This is a genomic window from Nocardia sp. NPDC004573 (genome assembly GCF_053602135.1).
The window spans coordinates 25,607-49,071 of record NZ_JBSGDA010000031.1 but is presented as its reverse complement, the minus strand read 5'-3'; the positions used below and the strand labels follow the sequence as shown (position 1 = coordinate 49,071).

Sequence of the window (23,465 nt, the reverse complement as noted above, 5' to 3'; positions counted from 1 at the left end):
TATGAAAGCGCACACTTACGAAAGTGGACTCTTTCAGAGATGTGGATCTGGGGATTCTGGGTGACCCGATGCGGCGAGAGATCTTCGAGCGGGTAGCGCGGCGCCCGTCCTCGGTGGGTGAGCTGGCCGAATCGTTGCCGATCACCCGCCAGGCGGTCTCGCAGCATCTGCGGGTACTGCGCGACGGCGGCCTGGTCGTGGCCAGGGCCGAGGGGACCCGGCGGATCTACCGGATCAACCCGGACGGGCTGGCCGGAATCCAGGCGTACTTCCAGCGGATCTGGGACGAGTCGCTCGCCGCCTTCCAGAAGGCCGCCGACGCAGCGGCCACCGACACCACCGAACAGGAGCCTCCCCGGTGACCACACCCATGCCCCTCGCCGCGCTGCACGGCACAGCGAGCGTGCGCTTGCCGCTGCAGAAGGCGTTCGCGTTCTTCACCGAGTCGTTCGGCAACTGGTGGCCACCGGCCTACCACATCGGGGAGGCCGACATGGCCGAGGCGATCCTCGAACCCCGGGTGGGCGGGCGCTGGTTCGAACGCGGAGTAGACGGTTCGGAATGCGACTGGGGGCGCGTGCTGGTGTGGGACCCGCCGCACCGGATCGTGGTGACCTGGCAGATCAACGGTCACTGGCAATACGACCCCGATCCCACGCGCGCCAGCGAGATCGAGGTCCGCTTCACCGCCGAATCACCAGAACAGACCGCGCTCACCCTCGAACACCGACACCTGGACCGCCTCATCGAAGGCAAGGCCATGCGCGACACCATCGTCGAACGCGGCGGCGGCTGGAGCACCGTGCTGGCACGCTTCGCCGAGATCGCCACCGCGCGAGCATGACCAGCCGCACCCGGCACGACGGATCCGAAAGCAGGCAGGCCGAAATGAACGACATGGATATGGCAGAGGCCGAACGCAAGGACCTCGCGGCATTCCTGACCGAGTTGACCCCGCAGCAGTGGCAGATGCCGACGCTGTGCGAGCGGTGGCAGGTCAAAGACGTGGTCGCCCACATGATCAGCTACGACGACCTCGACGCAGCCGGGTTGGCCAGGCGGTTCGTCAAGGGCCGACTGCTGTGGGCCAACCAGATCGGCGTCGACGAATTCGCCTCCCACACCCCCGATCAACTGCTCGAACTGTTCACCGCCCACGTGCGGCCACGCGGGCTGACCGCCGGCTTCGGCGGCATGATCGGGCTCGTCGACGGCACCATCCACCACCAGGACATCCGCCGCGGACTCGGCATCCCCCGCCAGATCCCCCCGCAGCGCCTGCACCGGGTACTGACCGCAATACGCACCAACCCCCGCCTCGGCGTGCCGTGGCGCATCCGCGGGCTACGACTGGAAGCCACCGACCTCGACTGGTCCACCGGGAAAGGAACGCTGGTCTCCGGTCCCGGTGAGGCACTGTTGATGGCAATGGCCGGTCGCCGCGGCATCACCGACGAACTGACCGGCCCCGGCCGAGCGCGGCTAGCCGCGCGAATCGGTGATTGACCACGTTGCCCCGCCTGCGCCGCGCGCCTTCGGCATGGCATGGTGCCGCGGCTGATCGCTTCCCGCGTGGACGCTTGCTTTCGGCGCGGTCGCCCGGTCGGAATGTGGCGGTAGTTCAGACGAACCCTACGCCCTTGCCGGGTAGGGGCCAGACCCGCACCGGAGCGGCCACCCGCGGGGTGCCTGCAGAAGCGCAACGAAGCCGGAATGTCGATGTCGACACCGGTGTCGGAGGTTGCGGCGATGATGTGCTGATGCAACAAGGAATTCGGCAGCATGGGGAGCTGCGTCTGTACTTGATGGATCGGCTGTCGGCAGCCGTTCAAGCGCTGGATGCGGTGGCAGAAGCGGACTTTCTTGCCGATCCCGACAGCGCCGTCCAGCAGATCTTCGACAAGTACGCTTTGGGCGAACTCGTTGTGGGCGGCCGCGAAGACGTCACGAGCGCAGGAACCCGCTCGACCAAAGTTGAACGCAATGATCCGTTCTACGAGGACACCTACACGGTCCACGGTAAGTGTGTCACCCTTCACATACCGACCAGCGGCCCCGCGCACCTCTGGAACTACAAGGCGTCGCAGTCATACCGAACGGCGGCATTCCACTATCTGAGCCTGGGTAGCGGCAAGTTCATCTTTACCTACACTGATGTCGATCCCACCGCCAAGCAGATCGAGGACGCGCTCGAGCGAGCGATCGAGCAAGTTCAAAATACGGCCTCCTGGATCAACCGCGATGTTGCTCAGTGGCTTCCGCAGTTGCGCACTGCACTCGAGGGAGCCGCAAAGACCAGGCGCGAGAACCTCGACGGCATTACAGCTCTCGACGCAGCTCTCGGCATTCCCGTCCGTGCGGTCGAGGCCGCCAAAAAGGTTCCGCTGCCGGTCAAGCGCACACCGCTGCGACCACGAATCTCGTCGAGTGTTGCGGCACCGCCATCGCAAAGGTTCCTTGCTGAGGACGTCTACCGAGACATCGTGCACACCATCGAGCAGATGACCCGAGCGATGGAACGAACACCGACCGCGGCGCGCCTGGGTGAGGAGGAAATCCGCGACCTCATCCTGTTCGTGCTCAACGCCAACTACGAGGGCAACGTCCGCGGTGAAGTCTTCAACGGGAGAGGGAAGACCGACCTCTTGCTGACCTGGGAGGGCGAAAATGCCTTCATCGGTGAGTGCAAGATCTGGAAAGGACCCAAGAAGTTCAGAGAAGCGATCGACCAGCTGCTCGGCTACGTCACCTGGCGTGACACCAAAGCAGCGCTCGTGCTGTTCGTCAAGTCCGGCGCTCCCACCGAGATTCTCCTCAAGGCCGACCAGGAGCTCACCCGACACGGCAGCTACGTCAGCTCCAAGCCAGCCGCAAACGTCACCCGGCGCGACTACGTACTTCGAGCACCCACCGACGCCTCCCGCCACATCGACCTTGCCCTGGTCCTAGTGGTGATCACACCCGGCAACAACCCCACAACCTGACCACAACGGGGTCTCCACAGCCAGAGGACCTCATCACCGGGCTGGCACCCGCCACGCGGTAGACAGCTCGATTCCTCGTAAGCGACCCGGACGCGGGGAGCAGGCGCCGCATCTGACCACCTCATTGACCTGCCGGCACCTTGTCGGCGGCATCGGCCATCCACCGATCAGACACGACCGGTCTGTATTAGCTGGCGATATGCTCCAGGGGTGGCGCTCTCCGTGCCAGCACCCATGCTGGCCAGTGCCGGGCCGCCGCCCAGGCCGCCGGGTGAGTGGGCCGCGGAACTGAAATGGGATGGCATACGGGCGGTTTCGCGCTGCCAGAGTGGTTCGTGCCGGTTCTGGAGCCGCAACATGCGCGAGATCAGCGCCGCCTACCCTGAGATCACCGAAGCGCTCGCCGCGCTGGCGGCGGGGCGTTCTGTCATTCTCGATGGTGAGCTGATCGCTCCTGACCCGTCGACGGGTGTGCCGGTGTTCGGCAGATTGCAGCGGCGTATGCACTTGACGCGGCCCTCGGCCGCGCTGGTCGCGGCGGTGCGAGTGGAATACATGGTCTTCGATGTGCTCGCCTTCGGCGACGAGTCGGTGATGGATCGGCCGTATCTGACGCGGCGCGGGCTGCTCGAGAAGCTGGGCCTGGACCGTGTCCCGGTCCGGGTGCCACCGTTCTGGCGGCTGACCGAGGTGAGCGCCGACCGATTGCTGCAAGTCGCGCAGGACGCCGGCTTGGAGGGCATCGTCAGCAAACACGTGGACTCGGTCTATGAACCGGGCCGTCGCTCGTCGCGGTGGATCAAAACACCGCTGCGCCGCACCACCGACGCTGTGGTCGTGGGCTGGACATTCTCCGAAGATCAGGCGCCAACGCGCGGTCCTTCGGCTCGCTGGTCGTAGCTGGCCACGACAGCCACGGCAGTTTGCGATGCACCGGTTGCGTCGGCACCGGGTTCAGCTTCGCGGTCCGCCGGGCCCTGCGCAACGCCCTGGATCAGATCACCCGCGAGACCAGCCCGCTCGATGCGCGGGCACCCGCCGCGGTCGAGCGCTGGGCGCGGTGGGTGGATCCGGTGTTCGTCGCCGACGTCGAATACCGTGAAATGACCGGCGAGGGCATCTTGCGGCATCCGAGTTTCCGGGGGATTCGCCCCGATCGCTCACCGCACGACGTCGGTTGGCCTGGATGAGTCCACTCGCCGCGGCGACAGCAGTACCAGGTTGCTGGCTTGGGTTTTGTGGGTGAGCTCGGTGATGACCGCGCAGAGGGTTTTGATCTGGTCGAGGTGTTCGCGTTCGCGGTCTTCGAGTGCCCGGATCCGGTCGTGTGCGTCGGACAGTTGTTGCTGTAGGGCAACTGCGTTCGCGAGGGCAGGCGCGTGGCCGGTTTTGGTTTTGAATTCGGCGACGAGTTCGGGGTGGTGTTCGTAGAGCCGTTGCCGAGACATCGCGGCCTCGGTGGCGAGGGTGGAGATGGTGAGGGTGCCGTTGCTGCGGTGTGGTGCGCCGGTCAGTAGGCGCTCGATGGCGTCGCGGATGCGTCGACGCTCTTCTGTCAGTTGGGCAGAGCGGCTGGCGGGGCGAGGCAAGGGGCAGGATCCTATCTAGGGTCGGCTGGATTCGTGTGTGGTGATGGCCTTTTCGTGCTCAGCGAGGCGCTCGGCGATGCGGTGATACAGCGGCATCGGCAGGCCGGGGTGGGTGAGGTCGGTGGCGAGGATATTGACGTGGCGGCGCAGCTGGGTGATGTCGCGGTCGGTGTAGGCGATGTTGGCGCAGCTCAGGCGGCACCGTGGCCAGACCGGTTCGCCCGTGTCGGCGGTGATGTCGCTGTGGCAGGCCGCGGTTTCGGGCCGGAACACGCATGTCAGTAGTGCTCCGTGGTGAATTTGGAGGTCGGGGTTGGCCAATGCGGACCTGGCTTGGGCGCCGGTGGTGATGGTGACGCCGTGGAAGTGGTGGGCATCTGCGATCCGGTGGCGATAAAGGGCGGCGGCTGGACCGGAGATGTGCTCGCCGTGGGTCAGTCGTTGGTGGTCGTCGTGGAGTTGCTCGGTGCGCAGCAGGAACTGCTCGAAGGTGATTTCGTCGAGGAATCCGGCGTCGGCTTGACCGGCGTAGCCGTGTGTCATGCCGGTGTAGAGGTGTCCGTATTGAGTGGCTGCGGCGATGGTGCCGCCTGGGCGGCGCACGATGTGCCAGGCCAGGGTGCGCCGTAACCGCCCGCCGGTGGCGGGGCCGTGCTCGTCGTCGCGGATGTGCGGATGGCCGATGGTGTCGGCGAGGGTGGTGTTGAACCAGGTGACGAAGTCGCGCAGGTCGTCGTTGATTTGTCCTTTGGTGCGGGTTCGGGTGGATTCGGTCCAGTCGAGGGTTCCGAATTTCCCGAATGGAAACAACGTCGCGGAGGGTGCGAGGTCTTGCAAGATCGAGATGGCATGAGCCCCGTGCTCGTTGATGACCCAGGGAACGGTGGACGGGGTTCGCTGCGCGCGCTCTGGGGTGGTTTTGAGCTGGCGCCCCGACAGGAAGATCATGCCGAGTTTTTCATCGCGGGTGACGCATCCGCGTCGCAGGTTGAGGACCTCCCCGACTCGCATTCCGGACAGATAGGCGATGACCAGGTAGCAGGCGGTGGTGACGTGACGAATCAGCGTACGCAGTTCGGGTGCCTCGATCGGCTGATGCCGCCACGGTTTGCCCTCGACCTTGGTGAAACCGGTGACGCGTAGCAGCCCGGGCTCAACCGGGAGTCCGCTGCGGGCGATCGCTGCCGCGCCGCATTTGCGTTGCAGATGTTGATACCCCAGCTGGCCGGCATGCGCTAAACCCAGTAAGTCGACGACTGTGCAGTCGTTCTCTTCGCGGCCCGGTAGCGGGAATCCTGCGGCGGCGAAAACCGGCAGGATGCGTTCGAGTCGCTGGTGGGTGGATCGCCAGCCATGCGAGGAACGAGAGTCCTGTGTCTGCAGATCCTCGGTGGCGCGAACGGCAAGGGTGCGCATGGCGACCAAGCGCCGGGCCGCGGGCAGGATGTCGGCGGCGATGGTCTCGGCGACCAGCAACGTCGCTGAGAGCAGTGTGCCCATCACGTCGGGGTGGATGCGGGGTGTGCGGTTGCCGACGCGGCGCGGGTCCGGGTCGTCGGCCAGCTCCGCAGCGCTGGCCCCACCCCAGATCACCGGCACGGTGATCCGAGCAAACTCGGGAAGCCAGTCGGCATACAGGTGCAGACGCTGGACGGTCAGCAGCCGGGCGCGCTGGTGGGAGGAGGTGATGGGCTGGCTGAGGATGTAGGCGTAGTAGGAATCCAGATCGGACTCGGTGATCGCGGTCAGTGCGGTGATCCCGCGGTTGTCCAGCCACCGCAGAAAGACCCGAAGGTGCCGCAGATCCGTCCAGATCGAGGGAATCGTCAGCATCCGCGACCGGGAGGTCGAGATCCGCGGCGCGTCCTCGACGATGTTGAGCAGCGCGAAGACATAGAACTTGCAGGCCAGCCGAAACGATTCCGGGTAAGTGTCCCAATGGATGATTTCGTTGGAATGATGGCGATCGGGCAACGCCGGGAACAGGTCCCATACCGGATCCGCGAATCGGGACAACACCGCGGTCGGGTCATAGATGGGGCGCCGAGCCAGCACCGGGGTTTCCGCGGTGACCAGAAGATCGCCGATGACGACCTCGGCGCCAGGGTGGGGATTGGTCATAACGAGTCGAGGTCTCCTGCCAGCAAGCGGACTGCCGTGGTCCGGTGGGTGTCGGTGATCTGGGCTCGGGCGTGGTCGCGTTGCGCGGGCTCGAATTCGGCGATGACCTGCTCGAGCTGCGCGACCCGGCCGGCGAATTCGCCAATCCAGCGTGCTATCGGCATTCCGGCCCGCGCGGCCGCCAACTGGTCGAGCACCGCCAGCTGGAAGGGCAGATGCCGCGGGAACGCCCGTGCGTTCGAGCAGTCCAGGCAGGTCAGAAACGTTTGGCGACAGCCATTTCCGCCGTCGCGTGGGGAATGTTCGTAATCCACGCAGGCGCCCACGACCGTGTCCGGGGCATCGATGGCGGGGCTGGTGTGCACCGTGATTCGGCGGCGGGCGAGTGCGTCGGTGACCTGAGCGTCGAGCGCTTCACGGATGATCTGGTAGCCCTCCTCGGTGACGGTATGCATGTTGCGCAGATAGCGGCTCAGCGTGGCCGGGGTGTGGGCGACCGGTCGCCGATGCCGCTCCAGGTGCGTTTTGCGTAGCCGACTCAACCCGAGGCCGCGGATCACCTCGTCGCGGTGAGGATCTCCGGTGAGCAGGTCGCTGACCCACAGCGCGCGGCTGGAATTGTTGATGCCGGGCGAGCGGTCGCTGAGACCGGTAGCGGCACTGGCGTTGTAGAAAGCGAACGCGAACTCAGTGCCCATCATCGCCCGCGCCGATGCGGTCAACTCGACCAGCAGCATGAACACCCCGAAAGCGGTGGTCAGCGATGTGCGCAGCACCTGCTTCGGCCGCTGATCCTCCGGCAGAGGATGCAGTTCGCTGCGCAGATCCGTCAGCGCCACGGTCATCGCTGCCCGCGGACCGCGCCGATACTTGATCGCATCGACGAACACGATCCCCGGCTCATCCGGGGCTGAAGCTCGCGTGCGCGGGACCGGCAACTCGAAAACCGTCGAGGGATTCAACCCCGTCAACCCGACCAGCAGCGCACCGAACGCCCACACTTCCCCGGGCTCGAGGTGCACCAGCGACCTCAGCGGCCGCTCCGCCGCCCAGCCGGCGATCAGGACCGTCGGAGAGTTGAACCCGCTTGTGGTCGCCTTCGGCAGCTCGCCGGTGCGCAAGTAGTAATCCAGCACCGCCCCCAGGCAGCGATCCGGATCCAAACGGTGGCGTGTATCGAACTGCCCGGCCCGGAAGTTCTCCACCAACTGACGGTGGGCCAGGATGCGGTCGCGGGCCTTCCGGATCATCCGGCGCAGCCCGATGGTGATCCACCGCCACTCCTGCTCGGTGTATGGCTGGGCACCGCCCTGAGGTCGACCATTCATGTGCCGGGAAACCTCCCGCACGACCTCCGCCCGCACCACTGGGCAGTAGCCCAGCAGAGTCCGCAATTGCGACACCGGCCGATCCCCGTTGGGCGAGCGCATTGCGTTGAGCATCATCCGGGCATCAGCAACGGTGAGCTGGGCCAGCCCGCCCATGGTGGGGCGGTTCTCGGCCAGCCAGAGCGTCGCTTTGCGGATCACCGTCCACACGCTGTTCGCCGATCCCAGCCGCCGCCTCGGCCCCAACGGACCAATCGTCTCTGCGAACGCAGCAGCGAACTCTTCCCGAATCTTCACCTGCCCTGGAAGAACTGAAAAGTCGAAGGTCCTGCGCTGGCGGCCGTCCTCGCTGACGAACTCCACCACCAAGCCTCGCTGCCGCGGCGGTGGCCGCCAGCCCCGCGGCGGCAGACCCGCCGCGTGCCCCTTGCCGCTCACGCGTTCATTCCGGTCAGCACCCGCGGCTGCCCCACCGTCAAGGCATCGACCAGCCGCTCCAAGGTGCGGCGGTCATCGGCTTCCATCAACCCCACCAGCGCCTCGACCTCCAAGGCCTTGAACGGTTCGAGATACACCTCGCGGGTGACCTCGGCACTGCTGTGCCCCAACAGCGTCGCCATCAAATACCAGACATCACCCAGCTGATTGCGGAAGTCGCGCTGCTCCTTCTTGCTCAGCAAGTCGGTGCGATGCCAGGCCACGAACGTGGCGATGCAATACCAGCGCAGCGCAAACGAATGCCGCAGCATATGGGGGCGACACCACAACCGCGGCGCCCCGCCCGCGGCGCCCATCGCCCGCGACACCCGGGTATTGGCGCGGTCGAATGTCTTGTACCAGGAACTCTTCGGCCGCGGCGTGCCGTCGTAGTTCAACCACAACCACACCGGCTCCAGCCCTCGAACACTCTCACGGAACAACCGCATCCGCAGCCGCGGCGCCATCGCGTCCAGACGAATATCACGCAAACGATCGAGATCATCAACTACCCGGATCACCCCGCTGTTGCGGACTTCGCGAAGCAACCACCGGCCTGCGACGCTGTCGTAGCGGCCTGCGGCCTGGGCACGCGCGATCGACGCACTCCGGCCGCCGTCCTCGACATAGAACCTCACCAGCTGCGCCACCCGACGCCGCATCCAAAACGGCCGGCCCACCGATCCCTTCGCACACGCCGCCGACAACTGCCCCCGGAACAACCCCTCCTGATGCGGTGACGGCAACTCGATAGTCAACTGGCTCGACCACTCACCGAGACGTAACCCCGTGCCGAACAGCCCCTCGACGAAGGCAACATCACGGTCCTCGGTACGCCCTCGCCACGCCTCGACCGGCAGCCCGTCAAGCGCGAAGCCCCGCAATCCGACATTGCGCCACAACCGAAACGCCTCGGGCGTCAACCACTTCACATCGGCACGGCGGATCGCTGCGGGCGTGCCGTCGAGCACTTCCCGCGCTGCCCTGCCATCAATTCCGCGCACAATCGCGCGAACTCGAACCGGGTTCTCCGCCCGGCCGTGCCGAGCCGCCCACTCGTAGAACCGGCGGATCGCCGCGCGATCGACCTGGAAGGAACTCGGCATCACCGCGTCCGGGTTCTCCTCCGCCGACAACCGTCACTGCTTGAACATCGCAAGCTCATCACGTCCGACCTCGTCCCACCGGACGCCGATTACGTGTAGGAAGTCCAGCCACACCTTCAGGGAAAACGCATACCGCCGGAGCGTGTCGACCTTCAAACCCATCGCGCCGGGCTTCGGCGCCCGCCAGAACGCGTTGATCAACGGATCCGCGCGACCCCACGGATCCACGAAGAACGGCGTGCCGTCAACCGCACCGTTCTGCCGCGCCTGCGCCAGGACATCACCGACCCCATCAACCAGATGATCGACATTGGCCCACCGACGCTGAAAGTCGTAGAACCCCAACGTCCACCCACGCTCCGACAACAATCCGAAGTTCAAGTCCCACCGTCCATCTCATGACCAATCGGGCAATGATCAACCATGAGTTCCGACAACTGTCGGGTGGGTGAGTGAAGGTCCAGTACGGCGGGACACGTACACCATTGCCGGTGATGTCGAGTTCGCTCAGGCGGGCGCGCCGCTCGACATAGGGCAGGCCCATGGTGCCGACACCCTCGCGTTCGAGCAGGTCGAACACGAACAGTTGCACCGGCACCGCCGCGACCGGTTCGCGAGCAGGGCGGGTCAGGTGCATGCGCTGCTGCAGCCGGGCGAACGAGGGCGCGCCGGTGCCCGGGTCGGGGGCGACGATCTCGCCGTCGACGATCATGTCGGTGCCGTGCGCGCGTTGCGTGAGCGCGGCGGCCAGCTCCGGGTAGCAGGCGCTGACGTTGTTGCGGTTGCGGCTGAACAACTCCACCCGCTCACCGGCGAGGCGGCACACCGCTCGCATGCCGTCCCATTTCATCTCGATCGCCCACCGGCCTGGGGTATCGGGCGGCCGACCGGCGGTCGCGAGCATCGGCGCGGGCACGGACACACCTGTCAGCGTATTCCCAGCGAATACCGACCCGTTGGTGTGTTTCGCTAGGCTCGGGCGTGTGCAGTTCGAGGAAGGTTCCCTGATCCATCTGGTCGCAGGTGGGATGAGTGTGTTCCGCATCGTCGAACTCGGCGTCGACGGCGACCCGACCAAAGCGTTGGTGCAAGCCGTCGGCGACGCCCCCGGCACCTACCCGTGGACGACCGATCTGACCTACGCGGTGCCCGCCGACCAGCCCTAAGCCACCCGCCCATCCGCACTCGCTGTCCCCGCCTGCCCGGCGGACATCACCCCCTTCCCTCATCACCGTCCACGAAATGCCGCGGCACCGGTGGCTCGCCGGGAGCGGCGGTGCCGGTGACCGGTGGTGTGCGTGGACGGGCCGACGCGGCGGCGGGGTCGCCGCTCGGGGACGGTTCGCTCGCCGCGGCGGCTACCGGTGGCTGCGGTGTGGTGGGGTTGGGGTGGGTGCGCGCGGCGGTGAGCAGTTGCCGGACTTCTTTCAGGCTGATCTCGAGCAGGTCGGCGATGTCCTCCTCGGAGCCACCACGCTCACGGATGACAGCAGCGGCCTCGGCCTGGTCGGCGCGGTAGCGAGCGATCTCGCTGGCGGCGCGCGCTTCGAGATCGCTGATCTGCTGGCGCAGCGCGGCGATGTCGTGATCGCGGGCGGTTTCGCACGCGGTGATCGCTGCCCAGTCGGCGAGGTAGCGTTTGACCGCTTCATGGATGGCGCGCTCGCGCTGGCGGGCAAGTTCTCGGCGTTGTTTGCTGCGGGCGCGTGAGCGTTCCAGTCGCGCGGCGACTTCCGGGGATCGAGCGGTCCGCGGGGACCGCGGTGGGCGACGCGACGACATGGCCGGCCTCCTGAAATGTCGGGCCCGCCTGCCGATTCTCCCGAACTCGATGCTACCCGCTCCCGGCTACTGCCCTGCGCGCGAACCCGGCGCACTCGCCCATCCTCGCCCACCCCCAATCTTGTCCATCCGACATCGAGGAGGCCGTGTCATGGCAGCAGTTGCTCCTCCGGCACGGCGAACAACGGGGCCACTCCCCGGTGGGGAACTGCTGGCCTGCACTGGTGGTGCTGTGTTGGCTTCGGGCCCGGACCTGCGCAGCTACGACCACTACGTGATCAGTCTCAGTGGCGGCAAGGACAGCCAGGCCCTTCTGGATGTCCTCGCAGAACTGTTCTCCAACACTGGTGTGCTCGAGCGGGTCACGACCGTGCATGCCGACATGGGTCGCTCGGATTGGCCGGGCACGGTCGAGCTCGCTCGTGAGCACGCCGAACACTATCGGCTGCGTCATGAACTCGTGGCCCGTACCGGCTGCGATCTGCTCGACCGAGTCGCCGAACGCGGCAAGTGGCCGGACCGCGATAGGCGCTGGTGCACGTCGGATTTCAAGCGAGGCCCGATCCGGCGGGTGATCACCGCGCTGGTCTCCGAGTCCCGCGGCGCGGGGCTGACCGGTCGGCAGGTGCGGGTGCTCAACATCATGGGCCACCGCGCTGAGGAATCGCCTCAGCGCCGCCGCTCGTCGCCGTTCGTGCACGAGCCCGGCGCCACCTGCCTGTGCGCGATCTGTCGAAGAGCGCGGGCCGAGGGTCGCGCGGTCAGGAGCGGTGTGTCCAATACGCGCCGTCACGTCGATACGTGGCTGCCGATCCATGGCTGGACCGTGCAGGATGTGTGGGCGCGTATCGCTTCCGCTGGCACCCGCCCGCACCCCGCCTACGCTGCCGGATTCCCGCGGGCGTCCTGCGTTTTCTGTGTCCTTTCCTCCCGCGCCGCGCTCGTGCGCGCCGCGCAACTATTTCCCGAGTTGGCCGCGCAATACGCCGCCGTGGAGGACGCGATCGGCCACCGCTTCCGCGCCGACCGCTCGATGGCCGACATCATCACCGAAGCCACCACCGCCACCCCATCCCGGCCGATCCAGGACTGGGCCGCCTGAGCGATGCACGATGCCCGGATTCCGCAGTGTCAGCAGCCGTGGGATCGCACGAAAGCGGCTTCGCGCATTCATCGGCATCCACCCGATCCCATCGCCACCACTCATCCCCGCCGTCCCTTGCTGAAAGGAGTTCCCGCATGGTTGATGCCGCTGAGGGCTTGTTCGCTGTGCCGGATCTGTTCGGCGGCGCGGTCGCGGTGTGCTGGTCCTACGGCATGGGTGTGGAAAGCACCTGCGGAGTGGTTCGCACACTGCTCGAACCGCAATTCCGGCCCGCGGAACTGCGGGGCGACCTGTCGAACCTGATCGTGTTGATCGCCCAGACCGGTGACGAGTGGACCAGCACCTGCGACCTGGTCACCGCCCATGTCCTGCCGTTGCTGCGGCGGCATTCGGTTCGCCTGGTCGAAGTAGCCCGCAAGGGCCCCTCGGCCGCGGACGGCATTGTCGTGTTGCAGGACACCCGGCAACCGGTGCGGTTGCACCCTGATCCGGCGAAGTACGGTTTCTACGCGCTCAGCGACGAACACCGCGGCAACGGCGTGCTGCCCACCCTCGGCGGCAACCGCACCTGTTCGGCCAAGGCGAAAGGAGTACCGCTCGACAGCTGGCGGGCCACCCATCTGGGTTCCGCGCGGTATGTGCACGCGGTCGGCTACAACGCCGAGGAGACCCGGCGGATCGCCACGGATTCGTCGGTGACGTTGGGTGGGCGCCGTCACCCGATCTACCCGCTGCACGCCGCGGGCTGGTCCCGCGCCCGCTGCCAGGGATACCTGTTCGGATTGTTCGGGGTGTGGTGGCCCAAATCCTGCTGCCGCCAATGCTGCTTCGTGTCAGTACCAGGGTGGCCCGAGCAGCTGGCGCGATTCCAAGCCGCGCCCGCCGAGGCGTTCAAGCATGTGGTGGACGAGTACGTCGCCGTCGCGCTCAACCGCAACTCCGGACTGTTCGGGCCCGGCAAGTCGCTGACTGATCGGTTGCGCCGCGACGGCGCCCACGACGTCCTCGCCCTGGCCGAAGCGGAGCTGGATCGCTGCCGGTGGGCGGTCTACCGGGTCCGCCGCTGCTACACCGCACCCGCGCGCGCCTGGCGAGCCGTCGACACGGTCGCCCGCGGCAGCCGCGCCGAAACCGTGGAGATGCTGCATCGGATCGCCGCAGGGTTGCAGGTCCCGTGCGCGCTCGATGGTGATCACACCCGGGTGTGGTTGACCGAGCAGGAGACGACGTATCCGCGGTTGGAGGAGTTCTTCGTCGCCGCGCCCGACTGTGTGGTGCCTAAACAGCGGGCGGGGTTCGAAACCCGCTGGCACGGCCACGCCGACGAACGCTTGCTCGCGCTCGAGCAAGCCGCCCACGACGCCGTGACAGCCCGCGGCGCGGCATAGCGGCAGTCTCCCCGACTGGTCGCGAGGTCCTGTCGCCCCGACGAAATGCGGTGACCACTCGTCCGCGCGAGCCCCCGACCCGCGGCTTCGCGGTGCACCACATCACCCACGCCCTGTTGCCCCTTGAACGCCGGACCGGAGAACGCCTTCCGGTCTGGCGTTCTGTCGTTTCCGGAAGGTGGCCCCTCATGCCCGATACCCTCCCTGTTGCGCTGTGCGCGGTCTGCGGCAGTGGTGACCCCGATGACCGATACCCGGTCGAGAACCAATTTGTCTGTCCTCGCTGCATAGGGCGGATATCGCGGTGTGATCGCTGCCGCGAGCCCGCGCTCGCCTTGATCGAAACCGCCGATGAGCAGCAATACTGCGCCCACTGTGTACGCGGCTTGCGGCCGTGTGTCTCCTGCCGCAAACTCACCAGCCCCGCAGTGCGGACCGACACCGACGAGCCGGTGTGCCTGCGCTGCGCGACCGTGTTGTTCGACGTCTGCCTCCAGTGCAGCCGCTACACCGCCGATGGCCGCTACGTCGCCGGCGGGTACCGCGCCTGCCCCCGCTGCGCCCACCGCCTCACCCCGTGCTCGCACTGCGACACCCTGACCCGCCGCGGTCACACCTGTGACTGCCGGACAGGCCGAGACCACGTGTGGCACTACACCTACAAACCCGACCCCCGCTTCCACGGCGAGGGCCCGCTGTTTCTGGGTTTGGAGCTGGAAATCATCGTCCCGTACTACCGCTACGGCGAATGCGTCACCCTCGCCACCGAACACCTCGGGCGGCTCGGCTACTTGAAGCAGGATTCCTCGATCCGGCCCACCGGATTCGAGTTGGTGACCCATCCCATGTCCTACCGGTATGCCATCGACCGGTTTCCCTGGCCGCTGCTCGAGGCGTTGGAAGACCTCGACTGCGAAACGGACTCCTCTGTCGGTTTGCACGTGCATGCCAGCCGCGACGGGTTCGATTCCCCCGCGCATATCTATCGGTGGATGAAGCTGTTGTACCGCAACGAATCCGTCGTCTCCACCATCGCTAGGCGCCGCTCCCGGTACGCGCCGTTCGATCGGAGGGCGCGGGCACGGGCGAAGGACACCGCCAAAGGCCCCCAGCACGCGCTGGGTTTGGAGCGGTATCAGGCGATCAACCCCTACCCCCGCAAAACCCTCGAACTGCGGGTGTTCGCCAGCTCCCTCGACATCCAGCGGGTGCAGGCGGCGCTGGCGTTCACCACGGCCTCCATCCACTACACCCGTGGCCTGCGCATCGCCGATGTCCGCGCCGGTGGCTGGGAATGGGGCCGCTTCGCCGCCTGGGTCGCTGATCACCCCGACTACCAGCCCCTGTGGGCGGAGATGGAGGACCTGGAATGTGCCTGTTGACCTACCTGCCCGCGCAGGTGACACCGGACCCGGACGCGTTGGCCTACGGGGCGCAAGCCAACCCCCACGGCCACGGGTTCGCGATCGTCACCGACCACCGGATCCTGGTCGGGCGCGGGATGAACGCCGAACGCGTGATCACCGAGTTCCTCAACGCGCGCGCCGCGCATCCGGGCGGTCCAGCGTTGTTCCATTCCCGCTACGCCACCCACGGCAGCATCGGGCTGGCCAACTGTCACCCGTTCCGCCTCGGTGGCGACCCCCGAACCGTGCTGGCGCACAACGGGACACTGCCGAAACGGGTACATCCCGGGCCTTACGACCCGCGCTCGGACACCCGCATCGCGGCGGAGGAGTACCTGGCCTCGGCGCCGTTCGGGTCGATCGACACCCATCGCGGGGCGCGGGGGCTGGCGTCGTGGCTGGGGGCGAGCAAACTGCTGATCCTCACCGTCGACCCGGCCTACACCCATCACGCTTACCTGTTCGGCCACCACAACGGGTACTGGCAGGACGAGATTTGGTATTCCAACGACAGCTACCTGCCCTTGGCGCTGCGCTGGCCGAAGCGACGCCGGTACCTGTGTGGGTGCTGCCAGAAATTGGACCTGCACCGCGCCAGCCGCTACTGCGGTGATTGCGGCTGGTGCTTCGACTGCGAAACCGCCTTCCCCGACTGCACCTGCCACACCACACCCACCGCTTCCGGTTATCGGGGGCTCCGCGCGCTGCCCTCGGCGCATCACCAGCCCCGCCAGCACGCCAGCGCCCCCTGAACCACCGAGCGCGCCACCACTACCTGCCTCTGATTAAGAACCCCGCACACCGCCTGCTTCCTGGGCCCGGGTGCGGGGTTCTTTCCATTTCACGAGAAGGGACCTGATTCGTCATGCCCGCCTCCACACTCCCCGACGCGTCGTGCGAGGAATGCTCCAGCCCGGTCCTCGGCGAGGACCTCATCGCCACCGTCGACGGCGATCGGGTGTGCCCGGGTTGCGCGGACGGCCTGTCGCGCTGCGACGGCTGCGCCGGCCACGCCCGCGCCGACACCCTGGCCCGCACCGTCTCCGACGCCCTGCTGTGCCGGGAATGCCTGACCGGCTGGCAGCGGTGCGGGGAATGCGACGTCTACACCCGCGACATCCGCAGCGTCGTCGGCACCAGCACAGAAGTCTGCGCCGAGTGCGCGTCCGGCTACGACACCTGCGACGACTGCGCCGGACTCGCCCACGACCTCTATTGCGTCGACAGCGGCAACCGGGTGTGCGAGCGGTGCGCGGACGAGGACTACCACGAATGCTGCGACTGCTTCACCCTCGTCCCGGTCGACACCACCTACTGCGACAACTGCGCCGACACCTACTCCCCCACCCATCACGCCGTCCACGACTCCTACTACACCCCCGCACTGCGGTTCCACGGTGACGGCCCGCTGTACCTCGGGATGGAACTGGAGATCAAAACCCCCGACCGCAGCTACCGCGACGCGGTCGACACCGCCGTAGCGCACATCCGGGACCTGGCGTATCTGAAGGAAGACGGCTCGATCTCCTGCGGATTCGAACTCGTCACCCACCCCATGTCATATGAGTTCGCGCTGCAACGGTTTCCGTGGCAGCTACTGGGTCGGCTGCGGTTGCTGGGCTGCTACACCGACGACGGCGTCGGTATCCATGTCCACCTCTCCCGCGCCGGGTTCACCAACCCCGCCCACGCCTACCGGTGGTTGAAGTTCGTCTACCGCAACGAACGCTCCGTCACCACGCTGGCGCGGCGGCGGGACTCGGAATGGGCACGGTTCTCCTCCCACCAGCGGTCCAACGCACAGGAGTACGCCAAGGGCGGCACCGACGGCTACGGCCGCTACCAAGCCATCAACGTCTGCCCCGAAGACACCTTCGAGCTACGGGTCTTCGCCAGCTCCCTGCACACCCAGCAAGTCCAAGCCGCCCTCGCCTTCGCCGCGGCGTCAGTCGAATACACCCGCGGGCTATCGGCAGCGGACATCGCGCGACGACGCGGCTGGGAATGGACCGCCTTCACCACCTGGGTGCGCTCACACCCTCAGTACTCTCCGCTGCTGGCCGAAATGGAGGCCCTCGCGTGTGCATCTTGACATTCGTCAAACCCGGTATCAGTCCCGACCTCGACGCCCTGACCCGTGGGGCGTTGGCCAACCCGCACGGCCACGGCTACGCCGTGCTCACCGATACCGGCATCACCGTCGGCCGCGGCATGAACGCCGAGAAAGTGATCGCTGAATTCACCGCCGTGCGGGAGCGGCATCCCGAGGGGGCGGCGTTGTTCCATTCCCGGCTGGCCACCCACGGCCACCTCACGGTGGACAACTGTCATCCGTTCCTCGTCGGCGGTGACGAGCGAACCGTGCTCGCGCACAACGGGATTCTGCCCGACAACGTCCACCCCGCGAAGGGGGACAGACGAAGCGACACCCGCATCGCCGCCGAGGACTTCCTGCCGACCCTGCCGTTCGGGCCACTGGACTCCTGGTCCGGGCGGGAGCGGCTGGAGCGGTGGCTGGGCGGCGACAAGATGGTGATCTTGACCGTCGACCCCGCCTACAAACATTCCGCCTACATCTTCAACGAGCGCTACGGGCACTGGGACGGCGGGATCTGGTACTCCAACCGCACCTACCAGTCGCACACCTGGGGCTACAGCGCCGCCGGGGACTGGGAGTACTGCCTGGGCTGTGGCGAATTCGACCCCGAACAGCCCGGCCCGCACTGCACCGCGTGCGGTTTCTGCGCCGAATGCCTGCGCCCGTTTCCCCGCTGCGACTGTGAGGCGTTCGACGGCATGGACCGCTACGCCGACCTGATCGAACTCGAAACCGCCTGACCACGCACATCACGGCCTGGTCGCCGACCTTCGGCCTCGACACCCTCTCGAGAAAGGCGGATCTTTCTGTGCCCTACTACCCGAATCTGGCCACGATCCTCACCCGGCTGCACGACGTCGACGGCCACAGCGTCATCGCCAGCACCGACGGCCACCATGTGCGGCTGCTGCTGCGCGACCGCGACAATCCCGTCACCGACTGGCGCTACGCCGACTTGAGCCCGAACGCCTGCGACATCCTCGCCACGGCGCTGGCCACTGGCTCCCGGCGCGGCCCGATCCGCCGAGCCACGTGGTGGCGCCGTCTGCGGGGCGGTCGCCGATGAGCGACCACCACACCCCGCCAGCGCCGATCGCTGAGGTATCCGAGCAGCAGTTCCTTCGCCTGGTCCTCGCGCGCATCGACGCCTGGTTCGACGCCGAGGCCGACCTCGACGACCTCGGTGCCGCCCGCGACATGCTGCGCAGGCGTCTGGCCAGCACCGCCGCGGCCTCCGGGGACGGCGAGGGTGGTGATCCGGTGGTCGCGCTCATCGCGACCGAGCTGCATCGGCTCCGCCGCGCCGGGGTGGCGGCCACGGTGATCACCCGCGGCGGCCACGTCCACGACCACGTCCGCGTCCATGCGGTGCACCGCCACCACACCGTCCTCTCCCGCGCCGGCGAGCACGCCGGGGTGCTGCTGCCGCTGAGGTTCATCGAATCTGTCCGCCCGCTCGGCGACAGCGCGCCCGATGCGGTGTCCGCCGCATTGTCCCACCGGAAGGAGTGCTGAACATGGCTTCGGTCGCACTGTGGTTCCCGCTGTCGAAGGTGATCGACCTCGCGGAGCACGCCATGGCCGCTTCGCAGCATTCCCGCTGTCCGTATGCCGATCCCGGCCCAGCGGTGCCGTCGCTGATCTGGGTCAAAGACCACGGCATCTACCTGATGAGCAACGGCATCCCCCACCAGCCCGGCGAACCCGACAGCCCCGACTACCAAGCCCGGGTGGTCTACGCCCTCGACCACGGCCCCGGAACCCATTGGATCCACGGCGACCCGCTCGGTGACGACTTCGTCGAATACCTCGATCTCACCGAAAACTTCGACGGCCACACGCTCATCGAGCTGATCCGCGCCTACGCCGCGGTGAACGGGTGGTTGTCCATCACCGTCTCAACCAGCAGCTTCGCCATGATGTTCAGCCCAACCGCCCCCACCCCCACGCCATCTTCCGGCGCTGACCAGCACCCGCCCCACGGCCAGAGGTGATCGCGATGGGAATCGACTCGAGCCGCTACCTCGCCCGCCTGCAAACCGATCCTCGATACCGCTCGGTCCTGCCCGACCTCGCCCCCACCGCACAGGTGCTCGTCGCGGGCTATCACGCCGCGTTCTCCACCCCGCCCCGACCGGGCGCCTCGATCGGCGTGTTCCCCGGCGTGGACCCTCCCAAGGCCGGGGCGAGGGTGGGGGTCGTGATGGCGTTGGTGCGCATCGAGTACGCAACCCACGTCACCGTCGATGAGGACGGCGGCAGCCCAGACATCTGGCAGCGACAGCTGTTCGATCGATTGCCGAGCGGGTACGGGTGGAGGCTGCTGCCCGCCCAGCTCGATGAGCGTGGCCGGTGGGTGGTCGCGCGCGGCAATCTCGCTGCCAGCGGCCTCCAGGCGTTGCTGCCGCGGTCGGTCAGCACCCAGGTGCCCGGCGCACCCGTCGCGGTCGCGGTGCACGACCTCGATCCCCACACCGGCCGCCGCTGGCCGTGGTGATCACCAATGCCGCCGAACTGGTGACCTGGATCGAAACCAACCTTCCCTACCGCGACCCCGACCGGTTCGACCCCTGGGTCGCCGAACCGCCCGTCCCGGGCGCCCTGCACGCGGTAATCGAGGTCCGCATCCACGGCCCCGGGACCGCCGAGCGGGTGATCCGTCTCGAGGTCTCGGCGGCACCGATCCAGCCCACCGAGTCCTGACACTCCGCCCGTCTGCCACTGCAGGTGGGCGCATCCTCCGAGTGATTCGAGGTGATCGTCGTTGACCGATCCCGTAGTACCAGTACCTGCGCGGCCGCCGATCCCTGTACGGTTGGCGCACGCACCGCTGGCGCAGGGGCTGGTGGTCCCGCACATCACCCTCGCCCACCGCGACCGCACCCGTCCGGTCTGGGGCAAAATCGACCACCGACGACTACGAGAGACGCTGGCCCGCAAGCTATGCCAGGTTTGCGGGCAGCCGTTGGAGGATCGGGTCGTGCTCTACATCCGGCCCGCCGACCACCTGCGCGGAATCGCCCCGGAACCGGGCGTGCATCCCGAATGCGGGCACTACTCGCGCCAGGCGTGCCCGATGCTGGCGGGACGGCAGACCCGCTACAACCCGCACCCGCCCGAGAAGTTCGCCCGCTGCGACGACCCGGCCTGTCCCTGTCGGCGATGGCAGGCCAACGAACGGAATTCCCGGGAGGCGCCGCGCGAAGGCCAGCCCGCTGACGCCTGGTACGAGGTGTGGATTCCTATCTCGGACTACACCACCGTCCACGATCCCGGCACCGACACCGCACCACCAGTGACCGGTATCAAGCTGCGTGGCGCGAAACTGCTGAAGATCCGGAAGGTCCGCGACGCCGCACCCGCCGCCGACGGGACGTCTCACCCGGTCGACCTGCTGTGCGCTCTTCTCGCGTTCGCAGCCATGTTCGGCTACGGGGGCCTGCGGCTGTGACGGCCACGGGCAGGACGCTTGCCCGCACCGGCGCACTGCCACGCACGCCCGACTTTCGCGTTTCCCGTCGGTCGAAGCCCCATGCTGCCCGCGGCGGGATGTTGCCCGCTGGTGCACCCGGCGCCGAGGCGCGATGGTGGATGCGCCCATCCCCCTCCAGGGCGCATCCACCTTCCCTGCCCCACGCCCTTCAGCGATTCCGCCACTGTCGCGTGGCCCGCGCCGTTCGGTGCGCGTGTCTTCTCTGCTGTGTCTGACCCGCTCTGGGTCGGGCGCGCTCCTGCCCTAGTGATCGAGGAGGTTTGTCGTGTCGTTCGTTGATGATCCCGGCCGGTTCGTCGCCGAGTCGTTGGCCCGGTTGCCGGAGCCGCCACACCGGTCACTGGTGGTGATGACATTGCGGGAACCGGCGTCCGGGTCGGACGGGTATATCGGAGTGGAACGCTTCCGCCACGAAGACCTGGCTCGAACCGGCCATTACCTGGCCACCAGCCCGATCCTGGCCCACACCCGCCGTTGGTGCGCGGAGTATCGCCCGGACACCGTCACCGTGGTCGTGGTCGACGACCCAACCCCCGGCACACCGTTTCCCCGTGACGAGCACCGCGCATTGGTGGCCCGGTTCCGCGATCAACTCACCGAACTGGGTGTCGGGATGTTCGCGGCGTGGTCGGTCACCGGCCGCGACCCGGGTCACCCGTGGGCGAGTCTGTTCGGCAGCGACCGCGGTCTGCTGCCTTACGCCGCGCCGCGCGGCGGCAGCGTCGCCGACCTTCCACCCGACCTGGTGCCGGATGCCGGTCTGGCTGCCGAGGTCGCGGCGCTGGTGACGGTGCGTGGCGGTGACCGTGAGCTGTCGCGGGAACGGCTGCGGCTGGCCTTGATGCAGGTCGAGGCGGTCCGGGACGAGGGTGTGCTGTCGGCTGCGGAGGTCGCCGAGCTCGCCGACGCACTCACCGACGGGTTGGTCCGCGACAGCCTGTATGCCTTCGCCGTCGGCGCGAAAGGACCACGCGGACACCGGTTGTGGGCGCTGCTGGTGCGGGCGCTGCCCGCATCACACCGCACCGCGGCGGCGATGCTGTGCGCGGTCACCGCCTACGTCCATGGCGAGGGTGACCGGGCCCGTGCGGCGATCGGGATCGCGGTCGCCGATGACCCCGACAATCCGACGGTGCAGGCGATGGCCGCCGGAATTCACCGCAGCATCCCGATCTCGATCTTCCGCGCCGCGCTCAGTGCCGGACGCGCAGGTGCCGCTGAACTCGGCATCGACATCGACTGAACCCCGCACCCGACCCAACCCTCGTGGAGGCTTCATGATTCCCGCATCGCCCTCCCCCTCGCGCCGGCTGGCGTGGGCGATCCTCGCCCGCGCCGCGCTGACCGCCGCGCCGGTCGTGCGCGAGCTGCTACACACCCTCGGAGTCGAGGAAGCCGCCGCCCGGCTCACCACCGGGCAGGATGCGGCGGCCGTTCTTCCGCGGGATCTGCGGGGGTTGGCCGCGCGGGATCTCGATCGGGCGGAGGTGCTCGACATTCGCCTGCTCACCCGCGACGACGCCGAGTGGCCGGGGCAGGTGGGACTGTCCGACCTCGACGCACCCGGCATCACCGACGGCAGTCCGGTGGCGTTGTGGGTGCGTGGAACACCGCGGCTGATTCCGCTGGCGCATTTCACCGTCGCGGTCGTCGGCGCTCGCGCCGCCTCCGAGTACGGGGTGCATGTCACCCATGACCTGGCCGGTGATCTGGCCGAGCGTGGTTGGACGGTCATCAGTGGTGGCGCGTTCGGGATCGATGCCGCCGCGCATCGCGCGGCGCTCAACCGGGGCGGTCGCACGATCGCCGTCGTCGCGACCGGTCTGGGGCGCGCCTACCCGGCCGCGCATCGCGAGCTGTTCGACCGGATCGCCCAGACCGGTTTGCTTCTCTCGGAGTACCCGCCCGATACCCCGGCGGCCAAACACCAGTTCCTGCAGCGCAATCGGCTCGTCGCCGCGCTGTCGAGCGCCGTTGTCATTCCCGAATGCGTCTTTCGGGGCGGCACCCGCAACACCGCCAACTGGGCGCGCCAGCTCAACCGCCCGGTGCTCGCAGTTCCGGGGCCGATCTATTCGGCGGCCTCAAGGGGCTGTCACGAGCTGATCCGCGCTGGTCACGCTCGCCTGGTCACCGATGCCCAACAGGTCATCGACGACATCACCTCGACCCCCGTCCCGCCGCACCTGGCCGACCAGCACACCGCATAACCATCTGGCGCTCCTCCACTCGTCTGACAGTCCGGCCGTAGTTCTCCCCTGCGTCACCCATCCGCTCCGGCGGGCAATCGTCCGTCGGCCGATTCGTAGGAGGTTGCTTCATGTCCGCGTCCACCGCTGCTGTGCAGTCCCTGACTCGTGGCGAGTTCGAGCGTCTCGAGCACCTGGGCTATGCCGGAGCCACACCGACCATCGCTGATTCGGCGGTGCTGGATCGCTGGCGTGGCGACTACCCGGCCTGGCGGGGCCGCTACTGGGCGTTCCTCGACGACGGCGAACACGGCGTGCTGCGGTTGCGCCCGATCAACGTCGCTCGCCACAGCGCCCAGCGAGCCGCCTGACCTCTCATCCAGGCAGGCGCACGCCCGT

At 67.6% G+C, this 23,465-nt stretch carries 29 protein-coding genes; 22 read left to right on the top strand and 7 right to left on the bottom strand.

Annotated features, from left to right (window positions below):
• Nucleotides 1–23 precede the first annotated feature (23 nt).
• The 6 genes from ACWEKR_RS31835 to ACWEKR_RS31810 all read left to right on the top strand — a co-directional run bounded on the left by ACWEKR_RS31835 (nt 24) and on the right by ACWEKR_RS31810 (nt 4,174).
• Nucleotides 24–362, top strand: coding sequence for an ArsR/SmtB family transcription factor (locus ACWEKR_RS31835; RefSeq protein ID WP_452357628.1), 339 nt, complete (start codon nt 24–26; stop codon nt 360–362).
• Complete coding sequence (locus ACWEKR_RS31830; RefSeq protein WP_452357627.1) at nt 359–844, top strand: SRPBCC family protein; 486 nt, start codon at nt 359–361, stop codon at nt 842–844. Before ACWEKR_RS31835 ends, ACWEKR_RS31830 begins: the two co-directional genes overlap by 4 nt.
• Nucleotides 841–1,506 (top strand): maleylpyruvate isomerase family mycothiol-dependent enzyme, encoded by a 666-nt coding sequence (locus ACWEKR_RS31825; RefSeq protein WP_452357626.1) that lies wholly within the window; start codon nt 841–843, stop codon nt 1,504–1,506. The genes ACWEKR_RS31830 and ACWEKR_RS31825 overlap by 4 nt, the downstream gene beginning before the upstream one ends.
• Before the next feature lie 254 nt (nt 1,507–1,760).
• Nucleotides 1,761–2,984, top strand: coding sequence for a hypothetical protein (locus ACWEKR_RS31820; protein ID WP_452357625.1), 1,224 nt, complete (start codon nt 1,761–1,763; stop codon nt 2,982–2,984).
• Between the two features lie 234 nt (nt 2,985–3,218).
• Entirely contained in the window at nt 3,219–3,884 is a 666-nt protein-coding gene (locus tag ACWEKR_RS31815; RefSeq protein WP_452357647.1) for an ATP-dependent DNA ligase, read from the top strand.
• Nucleotides 3,885–3,907: 23 nt separating this feature from the next.
• The gene (locus tag ACWEKR_RS31810) at nt 3,908–4,174 is read left to right on the top strand and encodes an ATP dependent DNA ligase (protein ID WP_452357624.1); all 267 of its coding nucleotides are present in this window, start codon (nt 3,908–3,910) and stop codon (nt 4,172–4,174) included.
• Here the strand turns inward: ACWEKR_RS31810 and ACWEKR_RS31805 are convergent.
• The 6 genes from ACWEKR_RS31805 to ACWEKR_RS31780 form a co-directional block, all read right to left on the bottom strand.
• Nucleotides 4,145–4,573 carry a hypothetical protein gene (locus ACWEKR_RS31805; RefSeq protein ID WP_452357623.1) on the bottom strand — a complete coding sequence of 143 codons (429 nt, stop codon included), beginning with the start codon at nt 4,571–4,573 and terminating at the stop codon, nt 4,145–4,147. The genes ACWEKR_RS31810 and ACWEKR_RS31805 overlap by 30 nt on opposite strands.
• 15 nt (nt 4,574–4,588) lie before the next feature.
• Nucleotides 4,589–6,694, bottom strand: a complete 2,106-nt coding sequence (locus ACWEKR_RS31800; protein WP_452357622.1) for an integrase — start codon at nt 6,692–6,694, stop codon at nt 4,589–4,591.
• A complete protein-coding gene (locus tag ACWEKR_RS31795; RefSeq protein WP_452357621.1) occupies nt 6,691–8,223 on the bottom strand; it encodes a hypothetical protein in 1,533 nt (510 codons plus the stop codon). Before ACWEKR_RS31795 ends, ACWEKR_RS31800 begins: the two co-directional genes overlap by 4 nt.
• Nucleotides 8,224–8,456: 233 nt before the next feature.
• Nucleotides 8,457–9,470, bottom strand: coding sequence for a site-specific integrase (locus tag ACWEKR_RS31790; RefSeq protein WP_452357620.1), 1,014 nt, complete (start codon nt 9,468–9,470; stop codon nt 8,457–8,459).
• Between the two features lie 168 nt (nt 9,471–9,638).
• Entirely contained in the window at nt 9,639–9,950 is a 312-nt protein-coding gene (locus tag ACWEKR_RS31785) for a hypothetical protein (RefSeq protein WP_452357619.1), read from the bottom strand.
• Complete coding sequence (locus ACWEKR_RS31780) at nt 9,898–10,527, bottom strand: ATP-dependent DNA ligase (protein WP_452357618.1); 630 nt, start codon at nt 10,525–10,527, stop codon at nt 9,898–9,900. Before ACWEKR_RS31780 ends, ACWEKR_RS31785 begins: the two co-directional genes overlap by 53 nt.
• Before the next feature lie 61 nt (nt 10,528–10,588).
• On the opposite strand from ACWEKR_RS31780, the gene ACWEKR_RS31775 reads away from it, so the two are divergent.
• Nucleotides 10,589–10,771, top strand: coding sequence for a hypothetical protein (locus ACWEKR_RS31775; RefSeq protein WP_452357617.1), 183 nt, complete (start codon nt 10,589–10,591; stop codon nt 10,769–10,771).
• A 46-nt stretch (nt 10,772–10,817) separates the two neighbouring features.
• Here ACWEKR_RS31775 and ACWEKR_RS31770 read toward each other — a convergent pair whose 3' ends face one another.
• The gene (locus ACWEKR_RS31770; RefSeq protein ID WP_452357616.1) at nt 10,818–11,387 is read right to left on the bottom strand and encodes a hypothetical protein; all 570 of its coding nucleotides are present in this window, start codon (nt 11,385–11,387) and stop codon (nt 10,818–10,820) included.
• A gap of 232 nt (nt 11,388–11,619) precedes the next feature.
• Here ACWEKR_RS31770 and ACWEKR_RS31765 point away from each other — a divergent pair, with 232 nt between their 5' ends.
• From ACWEKR_RS31765 to ACWEKR_RS31695, 15 genes are all read left to right on the top strand, one after another.
• Nucleotides 11,620–12,489 (top strand): phosphoadenosine phosphosulfate reductase domain-containing protein, encoded by an 870-nt coding sequence (locus tag ACWEKR_RS31765; protein ID WP_452357615.1) that lies wholly within the window; start codon nt 11,620–11,622, stop codon nt 12,487–12,489.
• A 137-nt stretch (nt 12,490–12,626) separates the two neighbouring features.
• A complete protein-coding gene (locus ACWEKR_RS31760; RefSeq protein WP_452357614.1) occupies nt 12,627–13,880 on the top strand; it encodes a hypothetical protein in 1,254 nt (417 codons plus the stop codon).
• 428 nt (nt 13,881–14,308) lie between these two features.
• Nucleotides 14,309–15,262 carry a hypothetical protein gene (locus tag ACWEKR_RS31755; RefSeq protein WP_452357613.1) on the top strand — a complete coding sequence of 318 codons (954 nt, stop codon included), beginning with the start codon at nt 14,309–14,311 and terminating at the stop codon, nt 15,260–15,262.
• Nucleotides 15,250–16,038, top strand: a complete 789-nt coding sequence (locus ACWEKR_RS31750; RefSeq protein WP_452357612.1) for a class II glutamine amidotransferase — start codon at nt 15,250–15,252, stop codon at nt 16,036–16,038. The genes ACWEKR_RS31755 and ACWEKR_RS31750 overlap by 13 nt, the downstream gene beginning before the upstream one ends.
• Before the next feature lie 113 nt (nt 16,039–16,151).
• Entirely contained in the window at nt 16,152–17,378 is a 1,227-nt protein-coding gene (locus ACWEKR_RS31745; protein ID WP_452357611.1) for a hypothetical protein, read from the top strand.
• A complete protein-coding gene (locus tag ACWEKR_RS31740) occupies nt 17,366–18,124 on the top strand; it encodes a class II glutamine amidotransferase (RefSeq protein ID WP_452357610.1) in 759 nt (252 codons plus the stop codon). The genes ACWEKR_RS31745 and ACWEKR_RS31740 overlap by 13 nt, the downstream gene beginning before the upstream one ends.
• A 68-nt stretch (nt 18,125–18,192) precedes the next feature.
• Nucleotides 18,193–18,450 carry a hypothetical protein gene (locus tag ACWEKR_RS31735; RefSeq protein WP_452357609.1) on the top strand — a complete coding sequence of 86 codons (258 nt, stop codon included), beginning with the start codon at nt 18,193–18,195 and terminating at the stop codon, nt 18,448–18,450.
• Entirely contained in the window at nt 18,447–18,899 is a 453-nt protein-coding gene (locus tag ACWEKR_RS31730; protein ID WP_452357608.1) for a hypothetical protein, read from the top strand. The genes ACWEKR_RS31735 and ACWEKR_RS31730 overlap by 4 nt, the downstream gene beginning before the upstream one ends.
• Nucleotides 18,900–18,901: 2 nt before the next feature.
• Nucleotides 18,902–19,378: a DUF3085 domain-containing protein gene (locus ACWEKR_RS31725; RefSeq protein ID WP_452357607.1), complete on the top strand. Its 477-nt coding sequence runs from the start codon at nt 18,902–18,904 to the stop codon at nt 19,376–19,378.
• A 5-nt stretch (nt 19,379–19,383) separates the two neighbouring features.
• Complete coding sequence (locus tag ACWEKR_RS31720; protein WP_452357606.1) at nt 19,384–19,881, top strand: hypothetical protein; 498 nt, start codon at nt 19,384–19,386, stop codon at nt 19,879–19,881.
• Nucleotides 19,878–20,087 carry a hypothetical protein gene (locus tag ACWEKR_RS31715; RefSeq protein ID WP_452357605.1) on the top strand — a complete coding sequence of 70 codons (210 nt, stop codon included), beginning with the start codon at nt 19,878–19,880 and terminating at the stop codon, nt 20,085–20,087. The genes ACWEKR_RS31720 and ACWEKR_RS31715 overlap by 4 nt, the downstream gene beginning before the upstream one ends.
• A 112-nt stretch (nt 20,088–20,199) precedes the next feature.
• Nucleotides 20,200–20,835 carry a hypothetical protein gene (locus tag ACWEKR_RS31710; RefSeq protein ID WP_452357604.1) on the top strand — a complete coding sequence of 212 codons (636 nt, stop codon included), beginning with the start codon at nt 20,200–20,202 and terminating at the stop codon, nt 20,833–20,835.
• A gap of 307 nt (nt 20,836–21,142) precedes the next feature.
• The gene (locus ACWEKR_RS31705) at nt 21,143–22,120 is read left to right on the top strand and encodes a DUF4192 family protein (RefSeq protein ID WP_452357603.1); all 978 of its coding nucleotides are present in this window, start codon (nt 21,143–21,145) and stop codon (nt 22,118–22,120) included.
• A gap of 34 nt (nt 22,121–22,154) precedes the next feature.
• Complete coding sequence (gene dprA, locus ACWEKR_RS31700) at nt 22,155–23,087, top strand: DNA-processing protein DprA (RefSeq protein ID WP_452357602.1); 933 nt, start codon at nt 22,155–22,157, stop codon at nt 23,085–23,087.
• A gap of 110 nt (nt 23,088–23,197) precedes the next feature.
• Entirely contained in the window at nt 23,198–23,437 is a 240-nt protein-coding gene (locus ACWEKR_RS31695; protein WP_452357601.1) for a hypothetical protein, read from the top strand.
• Nucleotides 23,438–23,465 lie beyond the last annotated feature (28 nt).

Bases quoted from the DNA above. Each gene is read 5' to 3' on its own strand.
- ACWEKR_RS31825 (WP_452357626.1), top strand. From the start codon at position 841: ATGACCAGCCGCACCCGGCACGACGGATCCGAAAGCAGGCAGGCCGAA.
- ACWEKR_RS31820 (WP_452357625.1), top strand. From the start codon at position 1,761: ATGCAACAAGGAATTCGGCAGCATGGGGAGCTGCGTCTGTACTTGATG.
- ACWEKR_RS31815 (WP_452357647.1), top strand. From the start codon at position 3,219: ATGCTGGCCAGTGCCGGGCCGCCGCCCAGGCCGCCGGGTGAGTGGGCC.
- ACWEKR_RS31800 (WP_452357622.1), bottom strand. From the start codon at position 6,694: ATGACCAATCCCCACCCTGGCGCCGAGGTCGTCATCGGCGATCTTCTG.
- ACWEKR_RS31770 (WP_452357616.1), bottom strand. From the start codon at position 11,387: ATGTCGTCGCGTCGCCCACCGCGGTCCCCGCGGACCGCTCGATCCCCG.
- ACWEKR_RS31760 (WP_452357614.1), top strand. From the start codon at position 12,627: ATGGTTGATGCCGCTGAGGGCTTGTTCGCTGTGCCGGATCTGTTCGGC.
- ACWEKR_RS31750 (WP_452357612.1), top strand. From the start codon at position 15,250: ATGTGCCTGTTGACCTACCTGCCCGCGCAGGTGACACCGGACCCGGAC.
- ACWEKR_RS31745 (WP_452357611.1), top strand. From the start codon at position 16,152: ATGCCCGCCTCCACACTCCCCGACGCGTCGTGCGAGGAATGCTCCAGC.
- ACWEKR_RS31730 (WP_452357608.1), top strand. From the start codon at position 18,447: ATGAGCGACCACCACACCCCGCCAGCGCCGATCGCTGAGGTATCCGAG.
- ACWEKR_RS31725 (WP_452357607.1), top strand. From the start codon at position 18,902: ATGGCTTCGGTCGCACTGTGGTTCCCGCTGTCGAAGGTGATCGACCTC.
- ACWEKR_RS31720 (WP_452357606.1), top strand. From the start codon at position 19,384: ATGGGAATCGACTCGAGCCGCTACCTCGCCCGCCTGCAAACCGATCCT.
- dprA (WP_452357602.1), top strand. From the start codon at position 22,155: ATGATTCCCGCATCGCCCTCCCCCTCGCGCCGGCTGGCGTGGGCGATC.
- ACWEKR_RS31695 (WP_452357601.1), top strand. From the start codon at position 23,198: ATGTCCGCGTCCACCGCTGCTGTGCAGTCCCTGACTCGTGGCGAGTTC.